General features: G+C 67.8%; 16 protein-coding genes. 9 read left to right on the top strand and 7 right to left on the bottom strand.

Annotation, left to right across the window (positions count from 1 at the left end; all coding sequences use genetic code 11):
• Positions 1-73: 73 nt before the first annotated feature.
• Positions 74-889 (top strand): PaaX family transcriptional regulator C-terminal domain-containing protein, encoded by an 816-nt coding sequence (locus ACFQV6_RS06520; RefSeq protein WP_378026420.1) that lies wholly within the window; start codon positions 74-76, stop codon positions 887-889.
• 133 nt (positions 890-1,022) lie between these two features.
• Complete coding sequence (locus tag ACFQV6_RS06525; protein WP_378026421.1) at positions 1,023-2,294, top strand: DUF222 domain-containing protein; 1,272 nt, start codon at positions 1,023-1,025, stop codon at positions 2,292-2,294.
• Positions 2,295-2,382: 88 nt separating this feature from the next.
• Here ACFQV6_RS06525 and ACFQV6_RS06530 read toward each other — a convergent pair whose 3' ends face one another.
• Both ACFQV6_RS06530 and ACFQV6_RS06535 read right to left on the bottom strand, forming a co-directional pair.
• Positions 2,383-2,721 (bottom strand): L-rhamnose mutarotase, encoded by a 339-nt coding sequence (locus tag ACFQV6_RS06530; protein WP_378026422.1) that lies wholly within the window; start codon positions 2,719-2,721, stop codon positions 2,383-2,385.
• 144 nt (positions 2,722-2,865) lie between these two features.
• Complete coding sequence (locus ACFQV6_RS06535) at positions 2,866-3,231, bottom strand: Mth938-like domain-containing protein (RefSeq protein ID WP_378026423.1); 366 nt, start codon at positions 3,229-3,231, stop codon at positions 2,866-2,868.
• A gap of 126 nt (positions 3,232-3,357) precedes the next feature.
• On the opposite strand from ACFQV6_RS06535, the gene ACFQV6_RS06540 reads away from it, so the two are divergent.
• The 5 genes from ACFQV6_RS06540 (at position 3,358) to ACFQV6_RS06560 (ending at position 8,145) form a co-directional block, all read left to right on the top strand.
• A complete protein-coding gene (locus ACFQV6_RS06540) occupies positions 3,358-3,828 on the top strand; it encodes an NUDIX domain-containing protein (protein WP_378026424.1) in 471 nt (156 codons plus the stop codon).
• 173 nt (positions 3,829-4,001) lie between these two features.
• Positions 4,002-4,874 carry a serine aminopeptidase domain-containing protein gene (locus ACFQV6_RS06545; protein WP_378026425.1) on the top strand — a complete coding sequence of 291 codons (873 nt, stop codon included), beginning with the start codon at positions 4,002-4,004 and terminating at the stop codon, positions 4,872-4,874.
• Complete coding sequence (locus ACFQV6_RS06550) at positions 4,871-5,485, top strand: MarR family winged helix-turn-helix transcriptional regulator (RefSeq protein WP_378026426.1); 615 nt, start codon at positions 4,871-4,873, stop codon at positions 5,483-5,485. The genes ACFQV6_RS06545 and ACFQV6_RS06550 overlap by 4 nt, the downstream gene beginning before the upstream one ends.
• A gap of 197 nt (positions 5,486-5,682) precedes the next feature.
• Positions 5,683-7,170, top strand: coding sequence for an NAD(P)/FAD-dependent oxidoreductase (locus ACFQV6_RS06555; RefSeq protein ID WP_378026427.1), 1,488 nt, complete (start codon positions 5,683-5,685; stop codon positions 7,168-7,170).
• Positions 7,171-7,269: 99 nt separating this feature from the next.
• Positions 7,270-8,145 carry a thymidine kinase gene (locus ACFQV6_RS06560; RefSeq protein WP_378026428.1) on the top strand — a complete coding sequence of 292 codons (876 nt, stop codon included), beginning with the start codon at positions 7,270-7,272 and terminating at the stop codon, positions 8,143-8,145.
• Between the two features lie 131 nt (positions 8,146-8,276).
• On the opposite strand, the gene ACFQV6_RS06565 is transcribed toward ACFQV6_RS06560, so the two are convergent.
• Positions 8,277-9,401 (bottom strand): lamin tail domain-containing protein, encoded by a 1,125-nt coding sequence (locus ACFQV6_RS06565; RefSeq protein WP_378026429.1) that lies wholly within the window; start codon positions 9,399-9,401, stop codon positions 8,277-8,279.
• A 428-nt stretch (positions 9,402-9,829) separates the two neighbouring features.
• On the opposite strand from ACFQV6_RS06565, the gene ACFQV6_RS06570 reads away from it, so the two are divergent.
• Entirely contained in the window at positions 9,830-11,791 is a 1,962-nt protein-coding gene (locus ACFQV6_RS06570) for an ABC transporter ATP-binding protein (RefSeq protein WP_378026430.1), read from the top strand.
• Positions 11,788-13,872, top strand: a complete 2,085-nt coding sequence (locus ACFQV6_RS06575) for an ABC transporter ATP-binding protein (protein ID WP_378026431.1) — start codon at positions 11,788-11,790, stop codon at positions 13,870-13,872. The genes ACFQV6_RS06570 and ACFQV6_RS06575 overlap by 4 nt, the downstream gene beginning before the upstream one ends.
• 10 nt (positions 13,873-13,882) lie before the next feature.
• Here the strand turns inward: ACFQV6_RS06575 and ACFQV6_RS06580 are convergent, their stop codons facing one another.
• The 4 genes from ACFQV6_RS06580 to ACFQV6_RS06595 form a co-directional block, all read right to left on the bottom strand.
• Positions 13,883-14,782, bottom strand: a complete 900-nt coding sequence (locus tag ACFQV6_RS06580; RefSeq protein WP_378026432.1) for a serine hydrolase domain-containing protein — start codon at positions 14,780-14,782, stop codon at positions 13,883-13,885.
• A gap of 106 nt (positions 14,783-14,888) precedes the next feature.
• Entirely contained in the window at positions 14,889-17,495 is a 2,607-nt protein-coding gene (locus ACFQV6_RS06585) for a M14 family zinc carboxypeptidase (protein ID WP_378026433.1), read from the bottom strand.
• 90 nt (positions 17,496-17,585) lie between these two features.
• The gene (locus ACFQV6_RS06590; protein WP_378026434.1) at positions 17,586-19,712 is read right to left on the bottom strand and encodes a hypothetical protein; all 2,127 of its coding nucleotides are present in this window, start codon (positions 19,710-19,712) and stop codon (positions 17,586-17,588) included.
• 270 nt (positions 19,713-19,982) lie between these two features.
• Positions 19,983-20,621: a DUF2461 domain-containing protein gene (locus ACFQV6_RS06595; RefSeq protein ID WP_378026435.1), complete on the bottom strand. Its 639-nt coding sequence runs from the start codon at positions 20,619-20,621 to the stop codon at positions 19,983-19,985.
• Between the last annotated feature and the right edge of the window lie 69 nt (positions 20,622-20,690).

Raw genomic sequence — 20,690 nt, forward strand, 5'->3', positions numbered from 1 at the left:
GCAGTTCGGCGCTTGGACATCGAAGTTAGGCTTTATCTGTACGGCCGTCAACGGGTTGCCTAACATTCAGCTCATGCCGGTTCTTGATCCTGCGCTGCGCCCGCAGACGTTGCTGCTCATGCTGTTCGGTGACTTCGTGCTGGACCGGGGTGTCTGCGTGTTCTCCGGCAGCGTGATCGACGTGCTGGAGCGGCTCGGGGTCTCGTCGCACGCGACCCGCTCCACGCTGTCCCGCATGGTCAAACGAGGGCTGCTGCGCCGGCAGAGGCACGGCCGGAAGATGTACTTCGGGCTCACCGGCCGCTCGACCGCGATCCTTCACGACGGGCGGGCACGGATTTGGGAGACCGGCGCGGTCAACGACCGGTGGGACGGGAGTTGGACACTGCTCTGCTTCTCATTGCCGGAGTCGTGGCAGCGACAGCGGCACGACCTGCGCTCTCAGCTTGCCTGGGCGGGGTTCGGGCCGGTGCAGGGCGGGCTGTGGATCGCGCCCGGTCAGGTGCCGGTACAGGAGATCGTGACGGGGCTGGGTCTGGAGGCTCACGCGCGCGTTTTTCACGCGCGCGCTGACGGGCTGACCGACGTCGGCGGGATGGTGCGGGATGCGTACGACCTGGCGGGGCTCGCCTCGCGCTACGAGGAGTTCCTGGGCCGCTGGGACGGGCCGGCGCCCTTGACTGATCCGCTGGCGGCACGGCTGAGCCTGATCGCGGAGTGGCTCGGTGCGATCCGGCGAGATCCGCGGTTGCCGGTGGAGCATCTGCCTGCGGAGTGGCCGGCGGTGCGGGCGCAGAAGTTGTTCCGGGAGCTGGAGGCGGCATATCTGGGGGCGTCGCGGGAGGTCGCGGAGGGAGTGCTCGATCTCGTGGAGGAGGAGCGGGGCTGAGTCGCGCATAGTCACACGGCGTGCGGGCCGGGGTCGCGGTGATGTTGTGTCTGGTGGGGCGCCATTCGCAAGGGCGGGCAGACTGCCTCTGCGGGCGACCGAAGTTGTCGTACAGGTGTTCGAGAATGCTGGGATGGGAGATACAGGGGAGCTCTTGACCGCATATGCGGGTGAGTGCGCCGCCGCTTCGACGTGGTCGATGCCGGAGCATGAGCTTCTGGCGTTCCTCGAGAGCGTGCACACCGCTCAGCAGATGCTCCATGCTGCGCTGCTGCATGCGGTCAGGGAGTTGGAAGGGCGAGCGATTCCCGCCGCACAGGGAGCCACGTCACCGCACGTGTGGCTCCGGGGACGGCTGCGGATCAGCATCGGCTCGGCACTCCGGCTGCTCACCCAGGCCAAGCTCCTCACCAGCGACCCCGCACTCGACGCCGCAGTCATCGCCGGCCGGATCAACGCGGAGCAACTCGACGCGATCACGAAGGTGCTCGGTGACCTGCCGGCCAAACTCGACGACGCCGTCCGCGCGGAGGCAGCGGCAACGCTCGCCTCCTGGGCGCCGCAGTTGGACCCGCATGAGCTGCGCAAGGCCGGCAAGCGGATCCTGGCGCACGTGGCACCCGAAGTGGAAGAAGCCGCCGAGGAGGACCGGCTGAGGCGGGAGGAGCGCGAAGCTCACGAGCAGCGCCACTTCACGCTGAGCCCGCTCGGCGACGGCCGAGTTCGGCTTCGTGGGCTTCTCGACGTCAAGGCCGCCGCCGTCGTCAGCGCCGCGATCGATCCATTGTGCAAGCCGAGCGACGCAGCCGACGAGCTGGCCGGAAGCGGGACCACACGCACCCCCGAGCAACGGCGCGCGGACGCATTCGTCGAGGTGTGCCGGATGGCGCTGGCGGGCGGGAACCTCCCGGAGAACGGCGGCGACCGGCCCCAGCTGACGATCACAGCCTCATACGACGTGGTGCGCCGCGAACTCCGTGGCGGAGTGACCGACAGCGGCGATCCGGTGTCGGCTGCGACCGTACGGCAGATGGCCTGCGACGCCCGCATCCTGCCGCTGGTCTTCGACGGCGAGAGTCAAGTTCTTGATGCCGGGCGCAGCCGCCGCCTGGTGACCGGGACGCTGCGCCGGGCATTGAACGCCCGCGACCGCGGCTGCACCTTCCCGGGCTGCGACCGCCCGGATCGCTGGTGCGACGCCCACCACGTCGTCTCCTGGGCCGACGGCGGGAGGACCGACCTGTCGAACGTGGTGCTCGTCTGCGAACACCATCACCGGGCTGTTCACGAGGAGGGCGGGTGGCGGGTACGCATCGGGGACGGCGGAACGGCCGAGTATGTCCCACCAGCGTGGCTCGATCCGGAGCAGGTTCCGCGCCGCAACTCGTATCACCGGCGGACGTGAGTTCGAAGGTAGGGAGGCGCTGGACGGCCCTGTGGCCCGGGACTGCGCAGTGGCCCGGGACTGCGCTGTGGCCCTGGATATCCGTGGCTCAGCCAGCAGCCAATTGCTCCTCGAGGTGGAAGATCTGGTCGAGGACAACCAGGCCCTCGTCAGGGCGGGCCTCGCCGAGCGACGGGAAGAACTCGGCCATGGCAGCCTGCCAGCGGGCGTTCACCTCGGTGCGCGCCATCGCCTCCTGTGCTGCGGCGAAGTCGTCGGTCTCCAGAGTGCCGACGAGGAGACCGTCGGGGCGGAGGAAAAGCCGGTAGTTCCGCCAGCCGGTCGCGGCGAGCGCCCCGAGCATCTCGGGCCAGACCGCTGCGTGTGCCGCACGGTAAGCGTCGAGCTTCTGCGGGTCGACCTGGAGGGTGAAACAGACGTGAGTCAACGGGGGCTCCTCTGCTGAGTAGGACGATGTGCGTGCAGGACAAAGGGCGTGCAGGACGATGACGTGCAGGGCAATGGACGTGCAGGGCAATGGACGTGCAGGAATATTGGGCGCTCAGGAGTTGGGCGCTCAGGAGTTGGGCGTTCAGCAGGTGGAGTGGAACAGGCCGCCGACTGGTTCGGACTCGGCGAGTTTGTTGTAGAGGCGCACGGCCTCGGTGGTTTCCGCCTCGTGGACGGCGACGCCTCGTTCGCGGAGCAGTTCGAGGGTGGCTGGGTCGACGTGAAGTCGGCTCTCCATGCCGCGGGACAGGACGATCGTAGTGGCGCCTTTGTCGAGTAGCTCCGCCACGTCGGCGGGTTGGATGCCGGGCTCGTGGCGGGTGCCGGTTTCGTTCCAATCCCACTGCCGGCCGCCACCTGGGTACAGCTTGAAGTCTTTGCCGGCAGGGAGTCCTTGGACCTCCATGGAACCCCACGTGACCGCTTCGATCTTCGGGGATGTTTCCACTCTGCCGATCTCCTCGCGGTATTGAGATGCTGCGCAAGCTTCGAATTTCGCTGAGTCTCGAGTTGTTGCGCGCACTCGGGATGTGCCGTGCGTTTTCGATCGGTCTCGGGCTTTTAGGCTGTTGGGATGCCAGTACCCGAGTTTATTGTCAAACTTCGCGCGAAGATCGGTCACGACTCGCTGCCGATCTCCGGGATAGCCGCCGTGGTGTTCGACGAGCAGGGCCGAGTGCTGCTCGTGCGGAGCGCGGACAACGGCAGGTGGACGCTCGTCACCGGTTGTCTGGAGCCCGGTGAACAACCGGCCGTCGGTGCGGTGCGCGAAGTTGCCGAGGAGACCGGCGTGAAGGTGACGGTGGAACGACTGCTCGCGGTGGAGTCGCTGGGGCTGTCTCAACTGCCTAACGGCGACCAGTTGTACATCCTGAACATCGGGCTGCTCTGTCGTCATGTGGCCGGGGAGGCTCGCGTCAACGACGACGAGTCGGTGGAGGTGGGCTGGTTCGACCCGGCTATGGCGCCACCGCTACCGGCGCATCAAGCACGCTGCCTGGAGCTGGCGCTGGCTGGTGAGCCGGAACCCTGGTTCGCGCGCTGAGGCGGCGCCCGACGGCTTCAAACTGGGGCGGGCTCTGAGCTGCGCGGTCTTGAGCTGCGCGGTCTTGAGCTGCGCGGTCTTGAGCTGAGCCGCTCCAGACAGCACCGCTCCAAACAGCGCGCCTCAAACATGCCCCACCCCAGACGGCGCCACGCGGTGCTAACTTAGTTCGCATGCGAAATAGCAAGATCCAGGTGCCTGTCGACGGGGGCGGCGTCATCAGCGGGACGCTGTGGGAACCCGCGGACAACGCGCACGCGACGCTCGTCATCCACCCGGCGACGGCGACGCCCGAGCGGTTCTACGCTGGATTTGCCGCCTTCCTCGCGGGTAACGGAATCGCGGCGGTCACTTATGACTACAGGGGTACGGGTGGTTCCGGGTCGCCGCGGGTCCATCGGCATCTAGGAATGCGGGATTGGATGGAGGGCGACGTCCCGGCCGCCGCTGCGTGGGCGGCCGAACGGTTCCCAGGACTGCCGCGCCTGGCGATCGGTCACAGTCTCGGCGGGCACGCGCTGTCGCTGGGTAATGGCACCGCTGGGCTGACCGCATTCGCTTTGCTGGCGTCACACGCGGGAACGGCGCGGGCCGTACCGGACCCGGTCGAGCGGTTTCGGGTTCGGCTCCTGCTGCACGTCCTCGGTCCGGCGCTCGGGGCGGTCCTCGGTTACGTGCCGGCGCGCCGCCTGGGACTGGGCGAAGACATCCCGGCGGCAGCCATGAGGCAGTGGGGCGGGTGGGCGCGCCTCCCGCGGTACTTCTTCGACGACCCGGCGATGCGGGCGCGTGAGCGGGCGGCCACGGTCACCCAGCCGGTTCTCGCGATCGGGTTCACCGACGACCCGTGGGCCACCCCGGAACAGGTCGACTTTCTGACCAGCCACCTCACCGCGGCGAACGTGGAACGGCGTACCTATTCGCCCGCGGATGGAGGCGTCGCGCGGATCGGACATCACGGTTTCCTGCGGCGAGGCGTACAGGAAACGCTCTGGCCTGAAGTGGTCACCTGGCTGAGCAAACACGCTCAGAGCGCACCGCGATGACCGCGCCCCACGACGGCCTGGAACCGAACCGGGCCGAACTCAACAGGGCCGAAATCAACAGGGCCGAACTCAACAGGGCCGAACTCAACAGGGCCGAAGGTCGGCAGCAACCCCCGGGGTCGGGTCCCCACCCGGACGGACAGACGCACGAAGAGCCGCGCAGGCCGTCGGAGACCAGCGCGGAGAAACGGCCGGAACAGCGGCTGGTGTTCGGGTTGATGAATGCGGAGCGTTGGATTCGTCGATGGATCGACGCCCGCGCCGGGGATTCCGGGATCGGCGCGGCCGGCGCGGGTGTCCTGTTTCATCTGGCGCTGAACGACAACGCCCTGGTGGGAGACGTGACGGCGGCTTTGTGTGCGTCGCCCTCGGGAATGAGTGGGCTGATCACTCGCCTGGAGAAAGGCGGCTTCGTCGCCAAGTCGCCGGATCCGGTGGACGCCCGAGCAGTCCGCTTGACGCTGACATCCCTCGGGCGCGAGGCAGTCGGCTCGGCGCGCACTGTGGTCCGCGACCTCAACGCCCACCTGACCGCCGGCTTCACACCCGACGAGTTGCGAACGGTCGGGCGCTGGCTGGAGCAAGCGGCGACGATCGAGATCAAGGCCTGACCGGATTCGAGACTGACCGGGCTCCAGACTGACCGGGCTCCAGACTGACCGGGCTCCAGACTGACCGGATTCGAGACTGACCGGATTCGAGACTGATTGGTTTCGAGCCTGATTGCCCACACTCCACCGAGTGTTCTTCCCTTCGGGCGCTGGGCATACCAGTGTGGTTGTGGGTGCCCGGAACGGAGGAGTGGAACATGCGTCATCGTGTGGTCGTCGTCGGGGCGGGTTTTGGAGGCCTCTTCGCCATCAAGGCTCTACGCCGGGCGGAGGTCGACATCACCCTGATCAACGGGACGGCCTACCACCTGTTCCAGCCGCTGCTCTATCAGGTCGCCACCGGCATCCTGTCCGAGGGCGAGATCGCGCCGCCCATCCGGGAGGTTCTCAAGCGGCAGAAGAACGTGGATGTCCGGCTGGGCTGGGTGCAGGACGTCGACGTCGAGGCGAAACGGGTGTCGGTGGCCGGGCCGGGCATCGACTACACGGTGGAGTACGACACTCTGATCGTTGCGGCGGGTGCGTCACAGTCGTACTTCGGCAACGACGAGTTCGCCGAGCACGCGCCGGGCATGAAGAGCATTGACGACGCCCTGGAGTTGCGCGCCCGGATCTTCGGTGCGTTCGAGGTGGCGGATCTGCAGACGGATCCGGAGGCCGTGGACCGCTGGCTCACCTTCGTGGTGGTGGGCGCCGGCCCGACCGGTACGGAGATGGCCGGTCAGATCGCGGAGCTGGCTCACCGTACGCTGCCCGGCCAGTACCGCCGCATCGATCCGCACAAGGCGCGCATCATCCTGGTCGATGCGGTCGGCGCGGTGCTGAACACGTTCGGCGACCGCCTGTCCTCGCGGGCGCAAAAGCAGCTCGAGAAGATCGGCGTCGAGGTCAAGGTGAACACCAAGGTGGTGGGCGTCGAGGCGGCCGGTATCGAGGTCGAGTCGCCGGAGGGCCGCGAGCACATCCCGTCGATGACGAAGGTGTGGGCGGCCGGTGTCGCCGCTCCCCCGCTGGCGACGAAGCTGGCGGAGGTCACCGGCGCGAAGACTGACCGGGCAGGCCGGATGCACGTCGAGAAGGACACCACGGTGCCGGGCCACCCGGAGATTTTCGTGCTCGGCGACATGATGAACCTGGCGGACGAGGACGGCCGGCCGCTGCCCGGGGTGGCGCAGGTGGCCATCCAGAGCGGGCGGCACGCCGCAGACCAGATCAAGCGCCGGCTCGCCGGTAAGCCGACCGGGCAGCCGTTCAAGTACTTCGACAAGGGCAGCCTGGCGACGATCTCCCGGTTCTCGGCGGTGGCGAGCATCGGCAAGGTGCACCTGTCCGGGTTCTCCGCCTGGGTGGTGTGGGTCGCGGTGCACCTGTTCTACCTGGTCGGGTTCAAGAACCGGGTTACGGCGGTACTGCACTGGGCGGTCAGCTTCCTAGGCAGGGGCCGGTCTGAGCGGGTGGCGACCCAGCAGCAGGCGTTCGCCCGGCAGGCGATTCGCGCATACGGGGACCCGTTCCGCCGAGCCGCAGCGGAGACGACCAGCACCACCGCGAAGACCAACAGCACCGGCACCCACAGCACCGGCACCAACAGCACCGGGACTAACAGCACCGGGACTAACAGCACCGGGACTAACAGCGCAGAGAACGACCCGACCGGCGCCGCGGACGCGACACCCGTGCGCTGATCAGGGCCCGCCCGTACCGGCCCGGACATGGCACGCGTAGTGCTGTGTCCGGGCCGGGTAGCGTGTACCGGCCCGCCGCAGTCCTGAGAAAGGCTCGCTTTGCTACCGGTCACCACCCCGTCGCCCATAGGCGAGCTGTCAGCAGAGAACCAGTCAGCAGGCAAGCAGGCGGGCAATCAGCAGGCGAACAATCAGCTGGCAGGCAATCAGCAGGCGGGCAATCAGCAGGAGGGCAATCAGCAGGCGGGCAATCAGCAGGAGGGCAGCTACTCAGCGGGCAGCCCGCATGTAGCGGCGACACCCGTCATCCCGCGGGCACGGACGATGGCTCCGGTGTTTCACGAGCTGACGCTCTTCCACGGCAGCATGGGGGCCGGTAAGTCGACACTTGCGCTGCAGAACGCGTACAACCGGCGCCAGGCGGGACGTCCGGGCGTCCTGTTGACCAGCATGGATCGGGCGGGCAGCGGCGTGTTGTCGTCGCGGCTGGGCGTGATGGCTGACGCCATCGAGGTGATCAACACCACCGACCTCGTGACGCTGATCTCCGCGGAGGTGCCGGCCGGCGGGTTCGTGATCGTCGACGAGGCGCAGTTCCTCAACGTGGAGCAGGTCGAGCAGCTCGCGTGGGCCGTCGACGAACTTTGCGTCGACGTGGACTGTTACGCCATCGCTACGGACTTCCGTTCGCAGCTCTTCCCGGGTTCGCGGCGGCTGTTCGAACTCGCCGACCACACGATCTCGCTCCAGGTGGAAGTGACCTGCTGGTGCGGCCGGCCCGGACGGCAGAACGCACGGATAGAGGACGGCCGGGTGGCACGGTTCGGCGCCCAGGTCGCCGTCGGCGACATCTCAGACGCTGCTTCAGATGCCGTCTCAGGCGCCGCCTCAGATGCCGCATCAGGCGCCGCCGAGGTCACGTACCGCGTGCTCTGCCGCCGCCACTGGCGCGAGGGCAACCCGGGCTCAGCCTGAAGAACGAGCAACCCAGCCGGGGCAGGCAGCTGAGCTGAACAAGCGCGACCCGGCCTGAACTAGTGCGACCCGGCCTGACCAAGTGCGACCCGGCCTGACCAAGCGCGACCCGGCCTGACCAAGCGAGAGCCCTAACAGCGACCGCTACCCCACGCGACACACGTGACGGTCCACTGGTCGGCAGTCTGCAGGGCAACGCTGTCGCCCGCGTCGTCCAGGACACGACCGGACCCCAGCGGCACCTCCAGCGATTGCCCGGGCGCCAGCACGGTCGTCGAGGTGATGGGGTACGAGTAGGGCTTGCTCACCACAACATGCCCATACAGGTCCACGGCTTCCGAGCTCGTGTTGACGATCTCGACCTTCTCCGGACCCCGGTACTGGACGTTCAACGCGACCTTGGCTTTCACGACCTTGCCGTTGACCACCTCCCCTTTCAGCGGGCTGTCGCAGCCCACGAGGCACGGGTAGATCATCCAGGCACGCAGATCGCCCTGCGGATCGAACAGGTAGCCGCCGTCACCGTAGCTGTGGGCAGCCGGGTCGGTGTTCGTGAAGATCGGCGCGGTCAGGCCCCAGTACTTGTGAGTGGCGGTGTCACGGCCCTTGCCTACGTGCACGTAGGCGGAGCCGCCCGCGGGCACCACGGTCCCGGCCGGGAACGTGTACCGCCGCAGCCCCGAGTCGCGTACCCACCAGCCGGCGATGGAGACGGCGGACGCTGACGGGTTGCCGATCCGGAACCACTCACCGTTGAGGTTCTGCTCGTCCACGCCGTCCGGGTCGGAGTTGACCCACATGGTGAGGCCGGCGTTCTGGGCGGGGCCGGCTCCGCAGGTGTCGGTGTCGTACAGCCCCCGGCGCTCGCTCGCGGCCTGCTGGGCGGCGAGCCGGTACGCCTCGTCCCACGCCCATTCACCGGCGAACGGCAGCCACAGGGCGTGACCCCGTCGGACCAGGTCGAGCCCGATGTCCTGCCACTTCCCGTTGATTTTCACGGCCGCGGACCGGAGCGGCCGGTCACCACTCTTGCTGGAGGCGCGCAGGGAGGTCAGCCGTACGGTGCCTCCGCCCGCCTTGACCAACTGCTCAACCCGGGCCGTAGCCGCCAGAGCGTGACAGTCACCGCGCCTGTTCGCCGGTTTCGGCGAGTACTTGGACTGCTCCATGGCCTGAATCCCGACGAGCCGAATGGATGTGAGCTCGGTGGTCCCGTCACCGGCCAGATCCACCCGAAGCGTGTCGCCGTCCGCCACCCACGACACCTTGCCGGTCCAGCTCTGGCAACGCGGGCTACCCGCCGCAGCACTACAAGCAACTGTCCCGGCCTGACTTGTTCCGGCCTGACTTGTTCCAGCCTGACTTGTTCCAGCCTGACTTGTTCCAGCCTGACTTGTTCCAGCCTGAGCCGGCACGGCGAGGCCCGCCAGGGCCAGAGTGGCAGTTGCCGCAAGAGTCGCGATTCGGCGGAGCATGCCGCCTCCATCGGCACCGAGCAGGCCCGATGTGAGCAAAAGCTAGGCGAAGCACCCCGGAGATGGATTGCGCCGCAATGGCGGGGGCTACGTCACCCCTAAATCGTTAGCTAAGCTAATCACCGCCCACGCAGCACAGGTCACGCAGCACAGGTCACACAGCACAGGTCACGCAGCACAGGTCACGCAGCACAGGTCAGGAGTACCGGTTGATCTCGACCCCGCGCCGCGCCCCCAAAGCCGGCATCCACCAGGATCCGTCGAAGAGCTGGCTACGGCGCGCCTGGCCGATCGTCCGCGCTCACCGCGCCCTGCTGATCACCTCGCTCACGCTGAGCTTCATCGGGCTGATCGTGCAGGTGCAGATCCCCGACCTGATCCGCGTCGCCATCGACCGGGCGCTGGTGGACCAAACCGAAGACCTGATGAGGTACGTGTGGTTGATCGCCCTCTTCGCCCTGGTACAAGGCGTCATCAACTTCCTGGCCCGGCTCTACCTGCTGCGTACGGCGTACGAGATGGAGTACGACCTCCGCAACATCGTCTTCGCCCACCTGATGCGCATGTCGTACGGCTTCTACGACCGCGTCCAATCCGGCGAGCTGATCTCGCGGGCGACGAGCGACATCCGCGCCGTGCAGATGTACCTGGCGTTCGGCCCGTCGATCCTGGTGCAGTGCACGATCGCCGCAATCGCGTTCGCGCTGATGCTGTCGATCAACGCGCCGCTGGCCGTGGTGGCGATGCTGACCATGCCGGTGATCGCGGTCCTGGGCGTACGCATGCGCAAGGCGATCTTCCCGGTCTCCTGGCTCATCCAGTCCCGTCTCGCCGGAGTGGCCACAGTGGTCGACGAGAACATCCAGGGCGTCCGGATCGTCAAGGCGTTCGCGGCCGAACAGCAGCAGGTGAACACGCTGGCGAGAGCGGCCGACGAGGTGCGCTGGGCCTACACCACCGACGCCCGGATCCGCAGCCGCTGGATGCCGGTGATGGACAACCTGCCCCGGCTCGGTCTCGCGCTCGTCCTGCTATTGGGCGGCCTCATGGTCCTCGACGAGAGCATGTTCTTCGACAGCTCGGCGACCGTCGGCACCATCGTGGCGTTCAACTCCTACGTGCTGATGCTCCAGCCCCCGTTCCGCATGCTCGGCATGATCATCATGATGGGCCAGCGAGCAGCAGCCTCAGCCCAGCGCATCTACGACATCCTGGACACCCCAGCGGAAATCATCGACCCAGCCAAGCCAGCCGTTGAGAAACTACACAGCCCTGCGCAAACGCACAGCCCTTCAGAAACGCACAGCCCTTCAAAAACGCACAGCGTCCCCGAGCCAAACGGCGACCTGCGCTTCAACGGAGTGCGTTTCGCGTACCCCGATGGCACGCTCGCCCTCAACGGCCTGGACCTGCACATCCGCTCGGGAGAAACGGTAGCCCTGGTAGGCGCCACCGGCAGCGGCAAATCCACCATCGCCCGCCTGGCCGCACGCTTCTACGACACCGGCAGCGGACAGGTCCTACTCGACAGCACCGACGTGCGCGATTACCCCCTCGAGACACTGCGCGACCGCATCGGCATAGTCCCCGACGAACCCTTCCTCTTCTCCGTCTCCCTCCACGACAACATCGCCTTCGGCCGCCCGGCGGCAACCCGCGACCAAGTGATCACCGCGGCCATCGCGGCGGGCGCTCACGACTTCATCCAAGTTCTACCCCAGGGGTACGACACTGTGGTCGGCGAACGCGGATACACCCTCTCCGGCGGCCAGCGGCAACGAGTGGCGATCGCCCGTGCCCTGCTGGTCAACCCGCCCGTACTGATCCTCGACGACGCCACCAGCGCAGTGGACGTCCGCGTCGAACACGAGATCCACGAGGCACTACGCGGCCTGATGAAGGGCCGAACCACGATCATGGTCGCCCACCGCCTGGCCACCATCGGCCTCGCCGACCGCGTAGTCCTGATCGACGCCGGCCGAGTAGCCGCGGACGGCACCCACGCGGACCTGCTCAAAACCGAACCACGCTACGCGAGAGTGCTGGCAGCAACGGAACTGGAGCCAGCCGAAACAGAGCCAGCCGAAACAGAGCCAGCCGAAACAGAGCCAGCCGAGACAGAACCAGCCGAAACAGAACCAATCGAAACCGCCGCGGAGGCACGCGCATGAGCATGTTCGGCGGCGGTTTCGGCGGCCCCGGTGGCGGCCCCGGCTCCGGCCCGATCGGCGGCATGGGCGGCACCGGAGCCGGCGGCCGCGACCGCCGCACCGGAGGCAGCGCCCCCTTCGCCGGCATCCCACCCGAACTCGCCGCCGGCGTGACAGCGCTCCAATCCCAGGAACCACCACACCCCGCCCCCACCGAAACTTTCACCCAGCAACCCGACAGATCCCAGCTGACCCTCTGGTCGCTCCTCTCCGGCCGCCCCCGGCTCCTCATCACCGCCGCGATCGCCGTACTCATCGAGGCCCTGCTCCTGCAATCCGGCCCGCTCCTGGTCCAGATCGGCATCGACCACGGCATCATGGCGCGCGACGTGACCGTCCTGGTCACGGCGGCAGTAGCGTTTCTCGTCTCGGTCGGGCTCACCGCGCTCGCCTCCGGTGTGCGGATCCGGCAGAGTGGGCGGCTGGCCGCGTACGCGACACGCGACCTCCGCGTCCGCGTCTTCTCGCACCTCCAGCGACTGAGCCTGAGTTTCTACACCGACGAGAAGGCCGGCGTCACCATGACCCGGATGACCTCCGACGTCGAGGCGCTGCAACACCTGCTCCAGGAGGGTTTCGCCCAGTTCCTCATCCACGGCATCACCATGGTCGTGGTCACCGCCGTACTGGTGCACTACAGCGCAGGCCTCGCCGCGATCACTCTGCTGCTCGTCATTCCGCCGTTGCTGCTGCTCACGCTCTGGTTCCGGCGGGCGGCCGACGTGGGCTACAACCGGCAGCGGGACACCATCGCCGCGCTCTTCTCGCACCTCTCCGAGAGCCTGTACGGCGTACGCGTCATCGCCGCGCACAACCAGCAGGACCGCAACGTGGCCGAGCACCGCGAGGTCGTCGGCGGCTACCGCGACGCGAACGATCACACCGGGAAGATCAACGCCATCTACGGTCCCGGCACCTCGGTGATCGGCCTGCTCGGACTCGCCGCTCTGCTGCTGATCGGCGGCCGGATGGTACTCGAGGGCACGCTCACGATCGGTGAGCTGACCGCGTTCGTCCTCTACCTGAACGCGTTCTTCCAGCCGGTCCAGCAGCTGGTCCAGCTCTACACCAACTACCAGCAGGCCCGCGCGGCGCTCGGCAAGCTACGCGGCCTGCTGCGAACCACCCCCGCGGTCCAGGAGAAATCCGGGGCGATCGCCTTGCCGCCGGCCAGTGGGGGCATCGAGCTTCGGAAAGTCACATTCGGGTACGACCCACAGCGCCCCATTCTGACCGATGTCACCCTGAGCATCTCCCCCGGCGAGACCATCGCGTGCGTCGGCCCGACAGGCGCCGGCAAGTCGACCCTCGCGAAACTGGTAGCCCGCCTCTACGACCCCGACCGCGGCAGCATCCTGATCGACGGCCACGACCTGCGCGACGTCACCCTGGACTCCCTGCACCGCCAGATCGGCGTAGTCCCACAGGAGCCGTTCCTGTTCGCCGGCACCCTGCGCGACAACATAGCCTTCGCCCGCCCCGCGACCACCAGCGAAGCGCCCAACAACGCCGCCCCCGACAACGCAGCCACGGACGCCGAGGTGCAGGCCGCCGTCGACGCCGTAGGCCTCCGCGACCTGGTCGACCGCTTCCCCGACGGCCTCGACACCGTCCTGCACGAGCGCGGCCAGTCGGTCTCCTCCGGCGAACGCCAGCTGATCGCCCTGGCCCGCGTCTTCGTCGCCCAGCCCCGCGTGGTCGTCCTCGACGAAGCGACCTCCAGCCTGGACCTGCGCTCCGAACTCCGCGTAGAAGCCGCTATCCAGCGCCTCCTCCAGGGCCGCACCGCCATCCTCGTAGCCCACCGCCTGTCCACAGCCCGCCGAGCCGACCGCATAATCCTGATCGACAAAACAGCCCCCGCAGACCCAGCCAACTCAGACCCAGCCAACTCAGACCCAGCCCACTCAGACCCAGCCAACTCACGCAGCGGCGACTCAGGCAGCGGCATAGTCGAATCCGGCTCCCACGACGAGCTGATCGCTGCCGGCGGCCGCTACGCCACCATGTACGCCACCTGGGAGTCCCACAAAGCCACCTGACGGCCCCCTATCAGGACAGCTTCGCCAGCACCAGCTCATGGACCGCCTCAAGCAGTTCCTCGTCCCGCTCAGAATGAGCAGTCACCGTAACCGCGACACGCCGCGCCGGATCGATCACCGCGTACTGCCCATAGGCCCCGTCCATGCGATACGTCCCGTCCCGGTCGAGCCAGACGCCCAGCCCGTACCCGTACTTGGACTGCACACGGCTCATCGCCGAACTGTCCACCCGCTCTTCCACCATCCGCCGCACATAGCCCTCGGGCACAAGCTGCCGCCCCTCCCACGCCCCGTCCTGGAGCAGCAACCGTGCGAACCGCGCCAGTTCCCCGGTACGCAGGAACAGGTCGCTCTCCGCGAACGAATACCCCAGCGGACACGTATGCCAGGCCGGATTGTGCAGGTCGAGCGGCACGAAGAGCCGCGGCACCAGATACGCCCGCAGATCCGCCCCCGTCAAACGGGCGATGACACGCCCCACCGCGTACGGCCCGGATCCGGTGTAGGCGAACCGCGTCCCCGGCGCGGCCACAAGCGGCGCCGCGACGATCTCCCGCAGCAGATCAGCCGCCTCGATCCGCTCGTTGGCGAACCACCGATGGCCGGTCCCGCTGGTCATCGTGATCAGCTGCCGCAACGTCACCGCCTCGAACCCGTCCGCAGCGATCGCACGAAGGTCCGGCAAGTGATCGAGAAGCCGATCGTCAAGGCTGAGGCGCCCCTCAGCCTCAGCCATCCCCGCCGCCACCGACGTGAACGTCTTCGCCACCGAGTAGAGGTTCACCCGATCATCCGACCGGAACCGATGCTCAACAGGCGGAGACCCCTCCCGGTACACGTGAATGCCGTACGTACCGAGCTCCCGTTCCCGGTCCGCGCGAACAAATTCAGTAAGAAGGTCATCAGCCATGCGCGAAAACGATACACAGGCTGTGAGTCAACCCATGACAGCCGAAGTCGAGTGGTGGCCGACGAGCCGCGCGGCCACCACTCGATCCCAGCCTAAGAACCAACTGCTACGACGCGGACCAGAACAGGGCTCGGGCGAACTGGGCGTACAGCCCCTTCGGATGGGCCCGGAACAGCGGCTCGGTACCGAACAGCACCGCCCGGCCACCCCCGGCCGTGGCCCCCGAGATCACCGCGGCCTGACCCGCCGCCTGCTCCGGCCCGTTGATCCCCGCCTCAGTCGGCAGCCAATGCCCCGCCACCAGCGGATCCGCACCATACCGCTGCTCGACCGTAAACCCCGGCCCGACAAACCCCGGCCCGACAAACCCCGACCCGACAAACCACAGCGGCGAGTACACGAACGAGTTAGGCAGCGACCCGGCACCGACTACAGAACCTTCGTTGGAAACCGTCACGACACCATTGGCATCACCACGACCCGCCACAGCCGTAGCCGGCAGCACCCGCGCCGCCGCATTGAACGCCGCCCCGGTGGCCCCCCGGGTAACAACCCCGCCACCCCGCGCAAGGAACCCGTCAACCACCGCGCGGGCCGCGGGATTGAGCGCGGCATAGGATAGCCCCGACGAGACGATCAGAGTGTCCACACCCGACAGATCAACACTCCCGGCGTTCAGAGAAGCCGTCGACACCGTGCGAACCGGGAACCCCATCTCCTGCAGGGCGAACAATTCATCCGCCGCGACAGCACCGGCGATCACCGGCGGGGAGATCGGGGCGCCTTCCGGCCCGCGCGCGGCGGTGAACCGTACCCCCAAGGTTTTGGCCACAGACGCGGCCTCACCGCGCGCCTCGGCCGGGACCACAACGGTGGAAGCGCCGGTCTGCCGCACCTTCACACCCAGGTTGAGCAGCTCGTTCACCGCCCGAACATCGTTGCCGTCGCGAAGCGTCAGGCTCAAATCCCGGCCGCGCGGAGCCTCGACGGACCCGGTGGGCGCGGCCCTGGTCACCGGAGAGGACGCGACGCGCGGCGCGGCCGTGCGGCTGATGTCGACAGGCGCGCCCCAGAGCAGGCGATGGCTCCAGCCGGAGATGTCATACATCTGGGGTACGAGGTCGGAGATGTCCCGGCCGGCCTCGAGGAGCACGTTGGCGAGACCGCGTTTCGGCTGGTGCATGTCGACGAGATACGTGCCGGCGGCGTAGCGACGGCCGTTCAGGGCGAACGAGTGCCGCGCCCGGGTGACCCGGATGTCGTGGGCGACGAGGTGGTTGACCAGGCGGGCGGCGGCGGGCGTTCCCTGCGGGATGACGTACGCCCGGGGGAACTCCGTCGAGTAACGGTCCTCGGGGCCGAAGCCGGGCACGAAGCCGTCCGGGATGGTCGGCGACGGTTCACCGGCCCAGCCGCGGCGGAACTGCTCGATCTGGCCGGCGAGCAGTCCGGTGCGGTTCGTGTCGGCGTACGTCAGCGCGGCCTCGATCGTCGCGGCGGCGACGTCGGTGTTGACAGCCGAGCGGCGCCGCAGTTCCTCGACGGGCAGGCTGGTGTAGGCGGCGTTGTTGACCTGCAGCGGGATCTCCACGGTGTGACCGATCGCGCCCTGGTAGATGGCGTACATCGGGGTGAAGATCGGCGGCCAGTCGTCCCAGTCGCCGGGCGCGTAGTCCCGGAACGGAATGTCCGCGCGGGTCGTCTCGGCGTACCCCAGCTTCTGGATCGCCGCTTCCATGCCCTCGGCGTTCGGCAGGGCATGCTTGATGTAGAGGTCGTACTCGTAGTTCTGCCCGTGCGGCGGCGTGGCCGGCTCGATCAGCGTCGTCCCGGTGTAACCGTGCTCGTCGAGCATCACGAACGGCTGGGTTCCGATCACCACGTCGCGCACCGCCCGCGACTCCGGCTGCGAGCTCGTCGCGTGGTCACGGTTGATGTCGAAACCGGCGCCGTTGGCCCGGGTCCCGGCGATCCGCCCGTCCGGGTTGTTGGTGACGGTCACGTAGACGCGGCTGCGCCCCAGGAAACTCTTCGTGGCGGCGTCCGTGGCGGTGGCGAGCCGTTCGATCACCCGCAGCGCGCCGTCGGTGCCCTCCCACTCGTTGCCGTGGATGTTCGCGTTGATCCAAACCGGCGTCTTGTAGCCGCTCTTCAGCGCCCGGTCACGCTTGGCAGCGCGCGGGTCGTCCTCGATGAGGCCGCGCCAGCGGTCCTGGCGGGCCGCCTCGGCGGCCGATTCCGGCGCGGTCACCGTCACCAGGTAGAGGTCGCGGCCACCGGCCGACTTGCCCACAACCTCCGCGGACACCCGGTTCGAGACCTTCTGCAGCGCGTTCAGTTTCGGGGCGATTTCGTGGTACGGGACAAGCCCGAGCTTGATGCTCCGATCCTCAGGGTTCACGGGGTAGACAGGCAGTGCCGTCTGCCGCGGGTAGCCCTTGTGCCGGGGCTTCCAGCCGCTCCCAGCCTGATCCGTGCCCAGACCCGTGCCCTGAGCCCCGGCCTTTGCCGAGTACAGCGCCGCCGTGCCGGATGCGACGGCGGCGATGTCGTTGCGCTCAGCGCCGTTGCCGAAGTCCCTGGTCGAGGGCGTGGCGGCCGGGCCGGAACCGGCGGGCGCGGCATGGTTCGGCGCGGCATGAGCGGGTCCGGTCAGCAGAGCGGTGGCCAGCAGCGCCGTGCCAAGCCCGGCCAGCGTTCGTGACAAGTCCACAAAGCACCTCCGTTGAGATCCCCTCGAACCCTCTCCGGACCCCAACGAATACGCAACCGTCTATGCGGCCCATTCGCCATACTGATCAGGTCATTGCGCCCGGTCTGCGCTACCTGATGATTCACTGCTCAGGTCATCCCCGTCCCGGTCTACGCGACTTTGGTCGGCCCGACTTTGGTCGGCCCGGCTCTGGTCGGCCCGGCTCTGGTCGGCCCGGCTCTGGTCGGCCCGGCTCTGGTCGGCCCGGCTCTGGTCGGCCCGGCTGTCGCAGAGGGCTTGGTAGCAGAGCCGCAGCGCGAACCGCCGCCGCATCGCGATATCGATGCCGGCGAAATACTGCTTCCGGCTCTGGACCGTCGCCAGCGACTGGGCAGCGAAATAAAGCACGGCGAACAGGGTCAGGAACATCGAAACCTGCAGCCAGGGACTCTTGAGCATCGTCCAGTCGAGCTGGAACAGCCGCCCGAACCCGTCGAGCGAGAGCCGCTCGAACTCATCGGCCCGGTCCTCGCTACCGTCGCCGAAGATCCAGACCGCGGCCACTTCGGGCGGCACGGCGAGCCACACGAGGGCCAGGAACGTCACCATCAGCCCGAGCCCCACCGCACCGAAGATGAAGAGCTGGTAGACCACGAGGACGAGCAGGGCGTTCATCCAGGCCATCGGGCGCATACGTACGTCGGGCGAGCCCTCCGGAAGATGCCGCAGCAACCACGGCCGCAACTCCTTGACGATCAGCTTTTCGTCGGCTGCGTTCTTCTCATGTGCGGTGAGGCCGTGGGCGACGTACGCCCAGGTGAGGAACCGGCGCTCCCGCAGCAGCAGGTTGATCGACCAGCCGAGCACCAGGGCCATGATGAGCGTCGCCAGGAGCGCGAAAAGAGTCCACAACGCCGCCGGCACGAGCCGGTTCATCACCTGCCAGGTCTCCGCGGTGAGAGCGAAGAAGAGCGCGAAGATCAGGAGCAGCGGAGCCCCCTCCGCCATCTGCCGGCCGGCGTCCGCCTTCTTCTGCCACAGCTCCTTGGCCGCCCAGAAGAAGATGTGGTCCACCCCGAAGGCCGCGAGCACCCAGATCAGCAGCAGGTAGGCGGCGTTGAAGGCAACGAGCATCCCGGCCAGTGTCAGTCCGGTGTAGGTCCGCCCGAACACGGTCAGTGCGTGCTCCTCCCCGTTGAAGTAGAGGTAATCCACCAACGGATAGGCGAGCAGGAAGAACGGAAGCCAGTAGCGAAGACTCGGCTCATCGATCTGCCGCGGAAACCTGACACCGGAAGCGGACGACACCTGATCGGGCTCAGGCACCAGGTCGGGTACGGGCACCAGGTCGGGTACGGGCACCAGGTCGGGTACGGGCACCGGATCGGGCTCGGACGCCGACCGGCGGGGAAACCCGAGCTTGCGAGCGACGACCCACAGAGCCACAGCCGCTACCAGGAACTCCACCGCCGCGATCACGATGTACTCCAGCCAGGCGACGAACAAGTCATAGACGAACAGGGCGTTCACCGCGCCGAAGACCACGAGCAGGACGGCCGTCGGAACCGTCGGCACGTACGGGCCCGGGGGAAGGTGGGAGCGTTCCGTCGGCCGCAGGCGGGGAAGGGTGAGAACCACCGCCAGAAAGGCGCTCGCCACCAGGAACGCGTAGAACGAGGAGTGGGTGTCCGCCGAGTTCGGGCCGAACGGGAGCGGCCCGGCGAACAGCGTCACCTCAACGGCCGCGAGCAGCGCCACGAACAGCACCCAGATGCGGACGTCACCCCAGCGCGATGCCCGGTGCGCCTGCGGCAGCAACAGGATCGCGGCGGCGTAGAGAGCCACCAGTAGCACGGCGGCGTCGCTCCAGAGGTTGGGCAGATACCAGACGGGAGCGTCGGCGTCCTGCCCCCACGGCACGAACACGTGCACCACGTGCACCACGACGACCGGCACGACGAGAAGGGCCAGCAGCCACCACCGGTACCGGCGGTCCCCGATGCCGAGGGCACTGGCCGACACACCACGGGTCGCGAAGGCCACGAGTGCCACCACCGGCGCCCCGATCAGCAGCGCATCACGCGGATCCGCGGCGTAGGTGACCGCACCGATCTCGAACGCGATCATCCACAGCAGCGGAATGATCCGGCCGTGCCGCCAGACGATCCCCCGCCCGGCGAACGCCGGCACACCCAGCCGCCGCAGGCAACCCTCCGCGTCCTCCCGCAGCCTTTCCAACTCCCGCAGCCCAGCCAGCCCCTGCAGCCCAGCCAACCCCCGCGCAGGAGCCGGCCGACCATCCCCACCACTCGCGGCGCTCACCGATCAACCCTTCACATGCCGAAGCCACCCCTCAGGCATGCAGAATTCACCAGCGTCACGACCCCCGCCCGACCCAAGTCCAAGATGCGACTTATTCACCGGCACCGATCACCCGATCGATACCCCTCTCGAACAACTCGTCATCGGTCCATCGTGTCTCGTCCAGATGACCCGACTCGGCGAGCGTCAGCGGGAAGCTGACGACGGCCCCACGTTGTCATTCAGCCATTCGCGCAGGGGGCGGCTCGCCCGCAGGAAGTCGACGATGCGGGTCTTGACGGCCGCGGTGCCCATCCAGGCCGCCGGGGGCCACTCCTTCCAGGTGGTGAGTCCCTTGTGGCGGAGCAGTTCGAGGCGCGGGTGGTCCTTGGGATAGCCGCGGGGTGCCGTCTTCAGGCTGCCGTGGCCGTGCACGTCGATCCGGGCCTTCTCGATGACTTCGATCAGGGCGGTCAGCTCGGATCCGGTGCGGTCGGCGGCGACCGCGCGACGGTAGCGTTCGAGCTGGTCGGGGGCGAACTGGTACATCCCGCAGCCGGCCGCCAGACCGTCGGCGGAGAGCTGGATGTAGCCGCCGGACTCCAGCCACGCCCCGAGGTGGGTCTTGTAGGGCGTCTTGTCGTTGCTGAACCGGACGTCACGGTACGGCCGGAAGATCTTGCCCGGCCCGAACTCCGGCTCCAGCGCGGAGAGCAGCTCCCGCATCGGTTCGCGGACCTGTGTCTCGTACACGTGCAGGTGATCTGTCCAGAAGGTCTTTGAGTTGTCGGCGCTGAGCCCGTCGTAGAACTCGAGGGCTTCGCTGGCCCAGCCTCGGAACGTCACCCCTCAGAGTCTGGTTCATCGGCACGAGCGCGGCCAGCTTTCCCACCAGGATCACCCCCACCAGATTCA

This window comes from Actinoplanes sp. GCM10030250 (assembly GCF_042666575.1).
Classification (GTDB): Bacteria; Actinomycetota; Actinomycetes; order Mycobacteriales; family Micromonosporaceae; genus Actinoplanes.

Coding starts and splice junctions, on each gene's coding strand:
- ACFQV6_RS06555 (WP_378026427.1), top strand. CDS start 5,683: ATGCGTCATCGTGTGGTCGTCGTCGGGGCGGGTTTTGGAGGCCTCTTC.
- ACFQV6_RS06525 (WP_378026421.1), top strand. CDS start 1,023: ATGGGAGATACAGGGGAGCTCTTGACCGCATATGCGGGTGAGTGCGCC.
- ACFQV6_RS06520 (WP_378026420.1), top strand. CDS start 74: ATGCCGGTTCTTGATCCTGCGCTGCGCCCGCAGACGTTGCTGCTCATG.
- ACFQV6_RS06540 (WP_378026424.1), top strand. CDS start 3,358: ATGCCAGTACCCGAGTTTATTGTCAAACTTCGCGCGAAGATCGGTCAC.
- ACFQV6_RS06545 (WP_378026425.1), top strand. CDS start 4,002: ATGCGAAATAGCAAGATCCAGGTGCCTGTCGACGGGGGCGGCGTCATC.
- ACFQV6_RS06575 (WP_378026431.1), top strand. CDS start 11,788: ATGAGCATGTTCGGCGGCGGTTTCGGCGGCCCCGGTGGCGGCCCCGGC.
- ACFQV6_RS06580 (WP_378026432.1), bottom strand. CDS start 14,782: ATGGCTGATGACCTTCTTACTGAATTTGTTCGCGCGGACCGGGAACGG.
- ACFQV6_RS06550 (WP_378026426.1), top strand. CDS start 4,871: ATGACCGCGCCCCACGACGGCCTGGAACCGAACCGGGCCGAACTCAAC.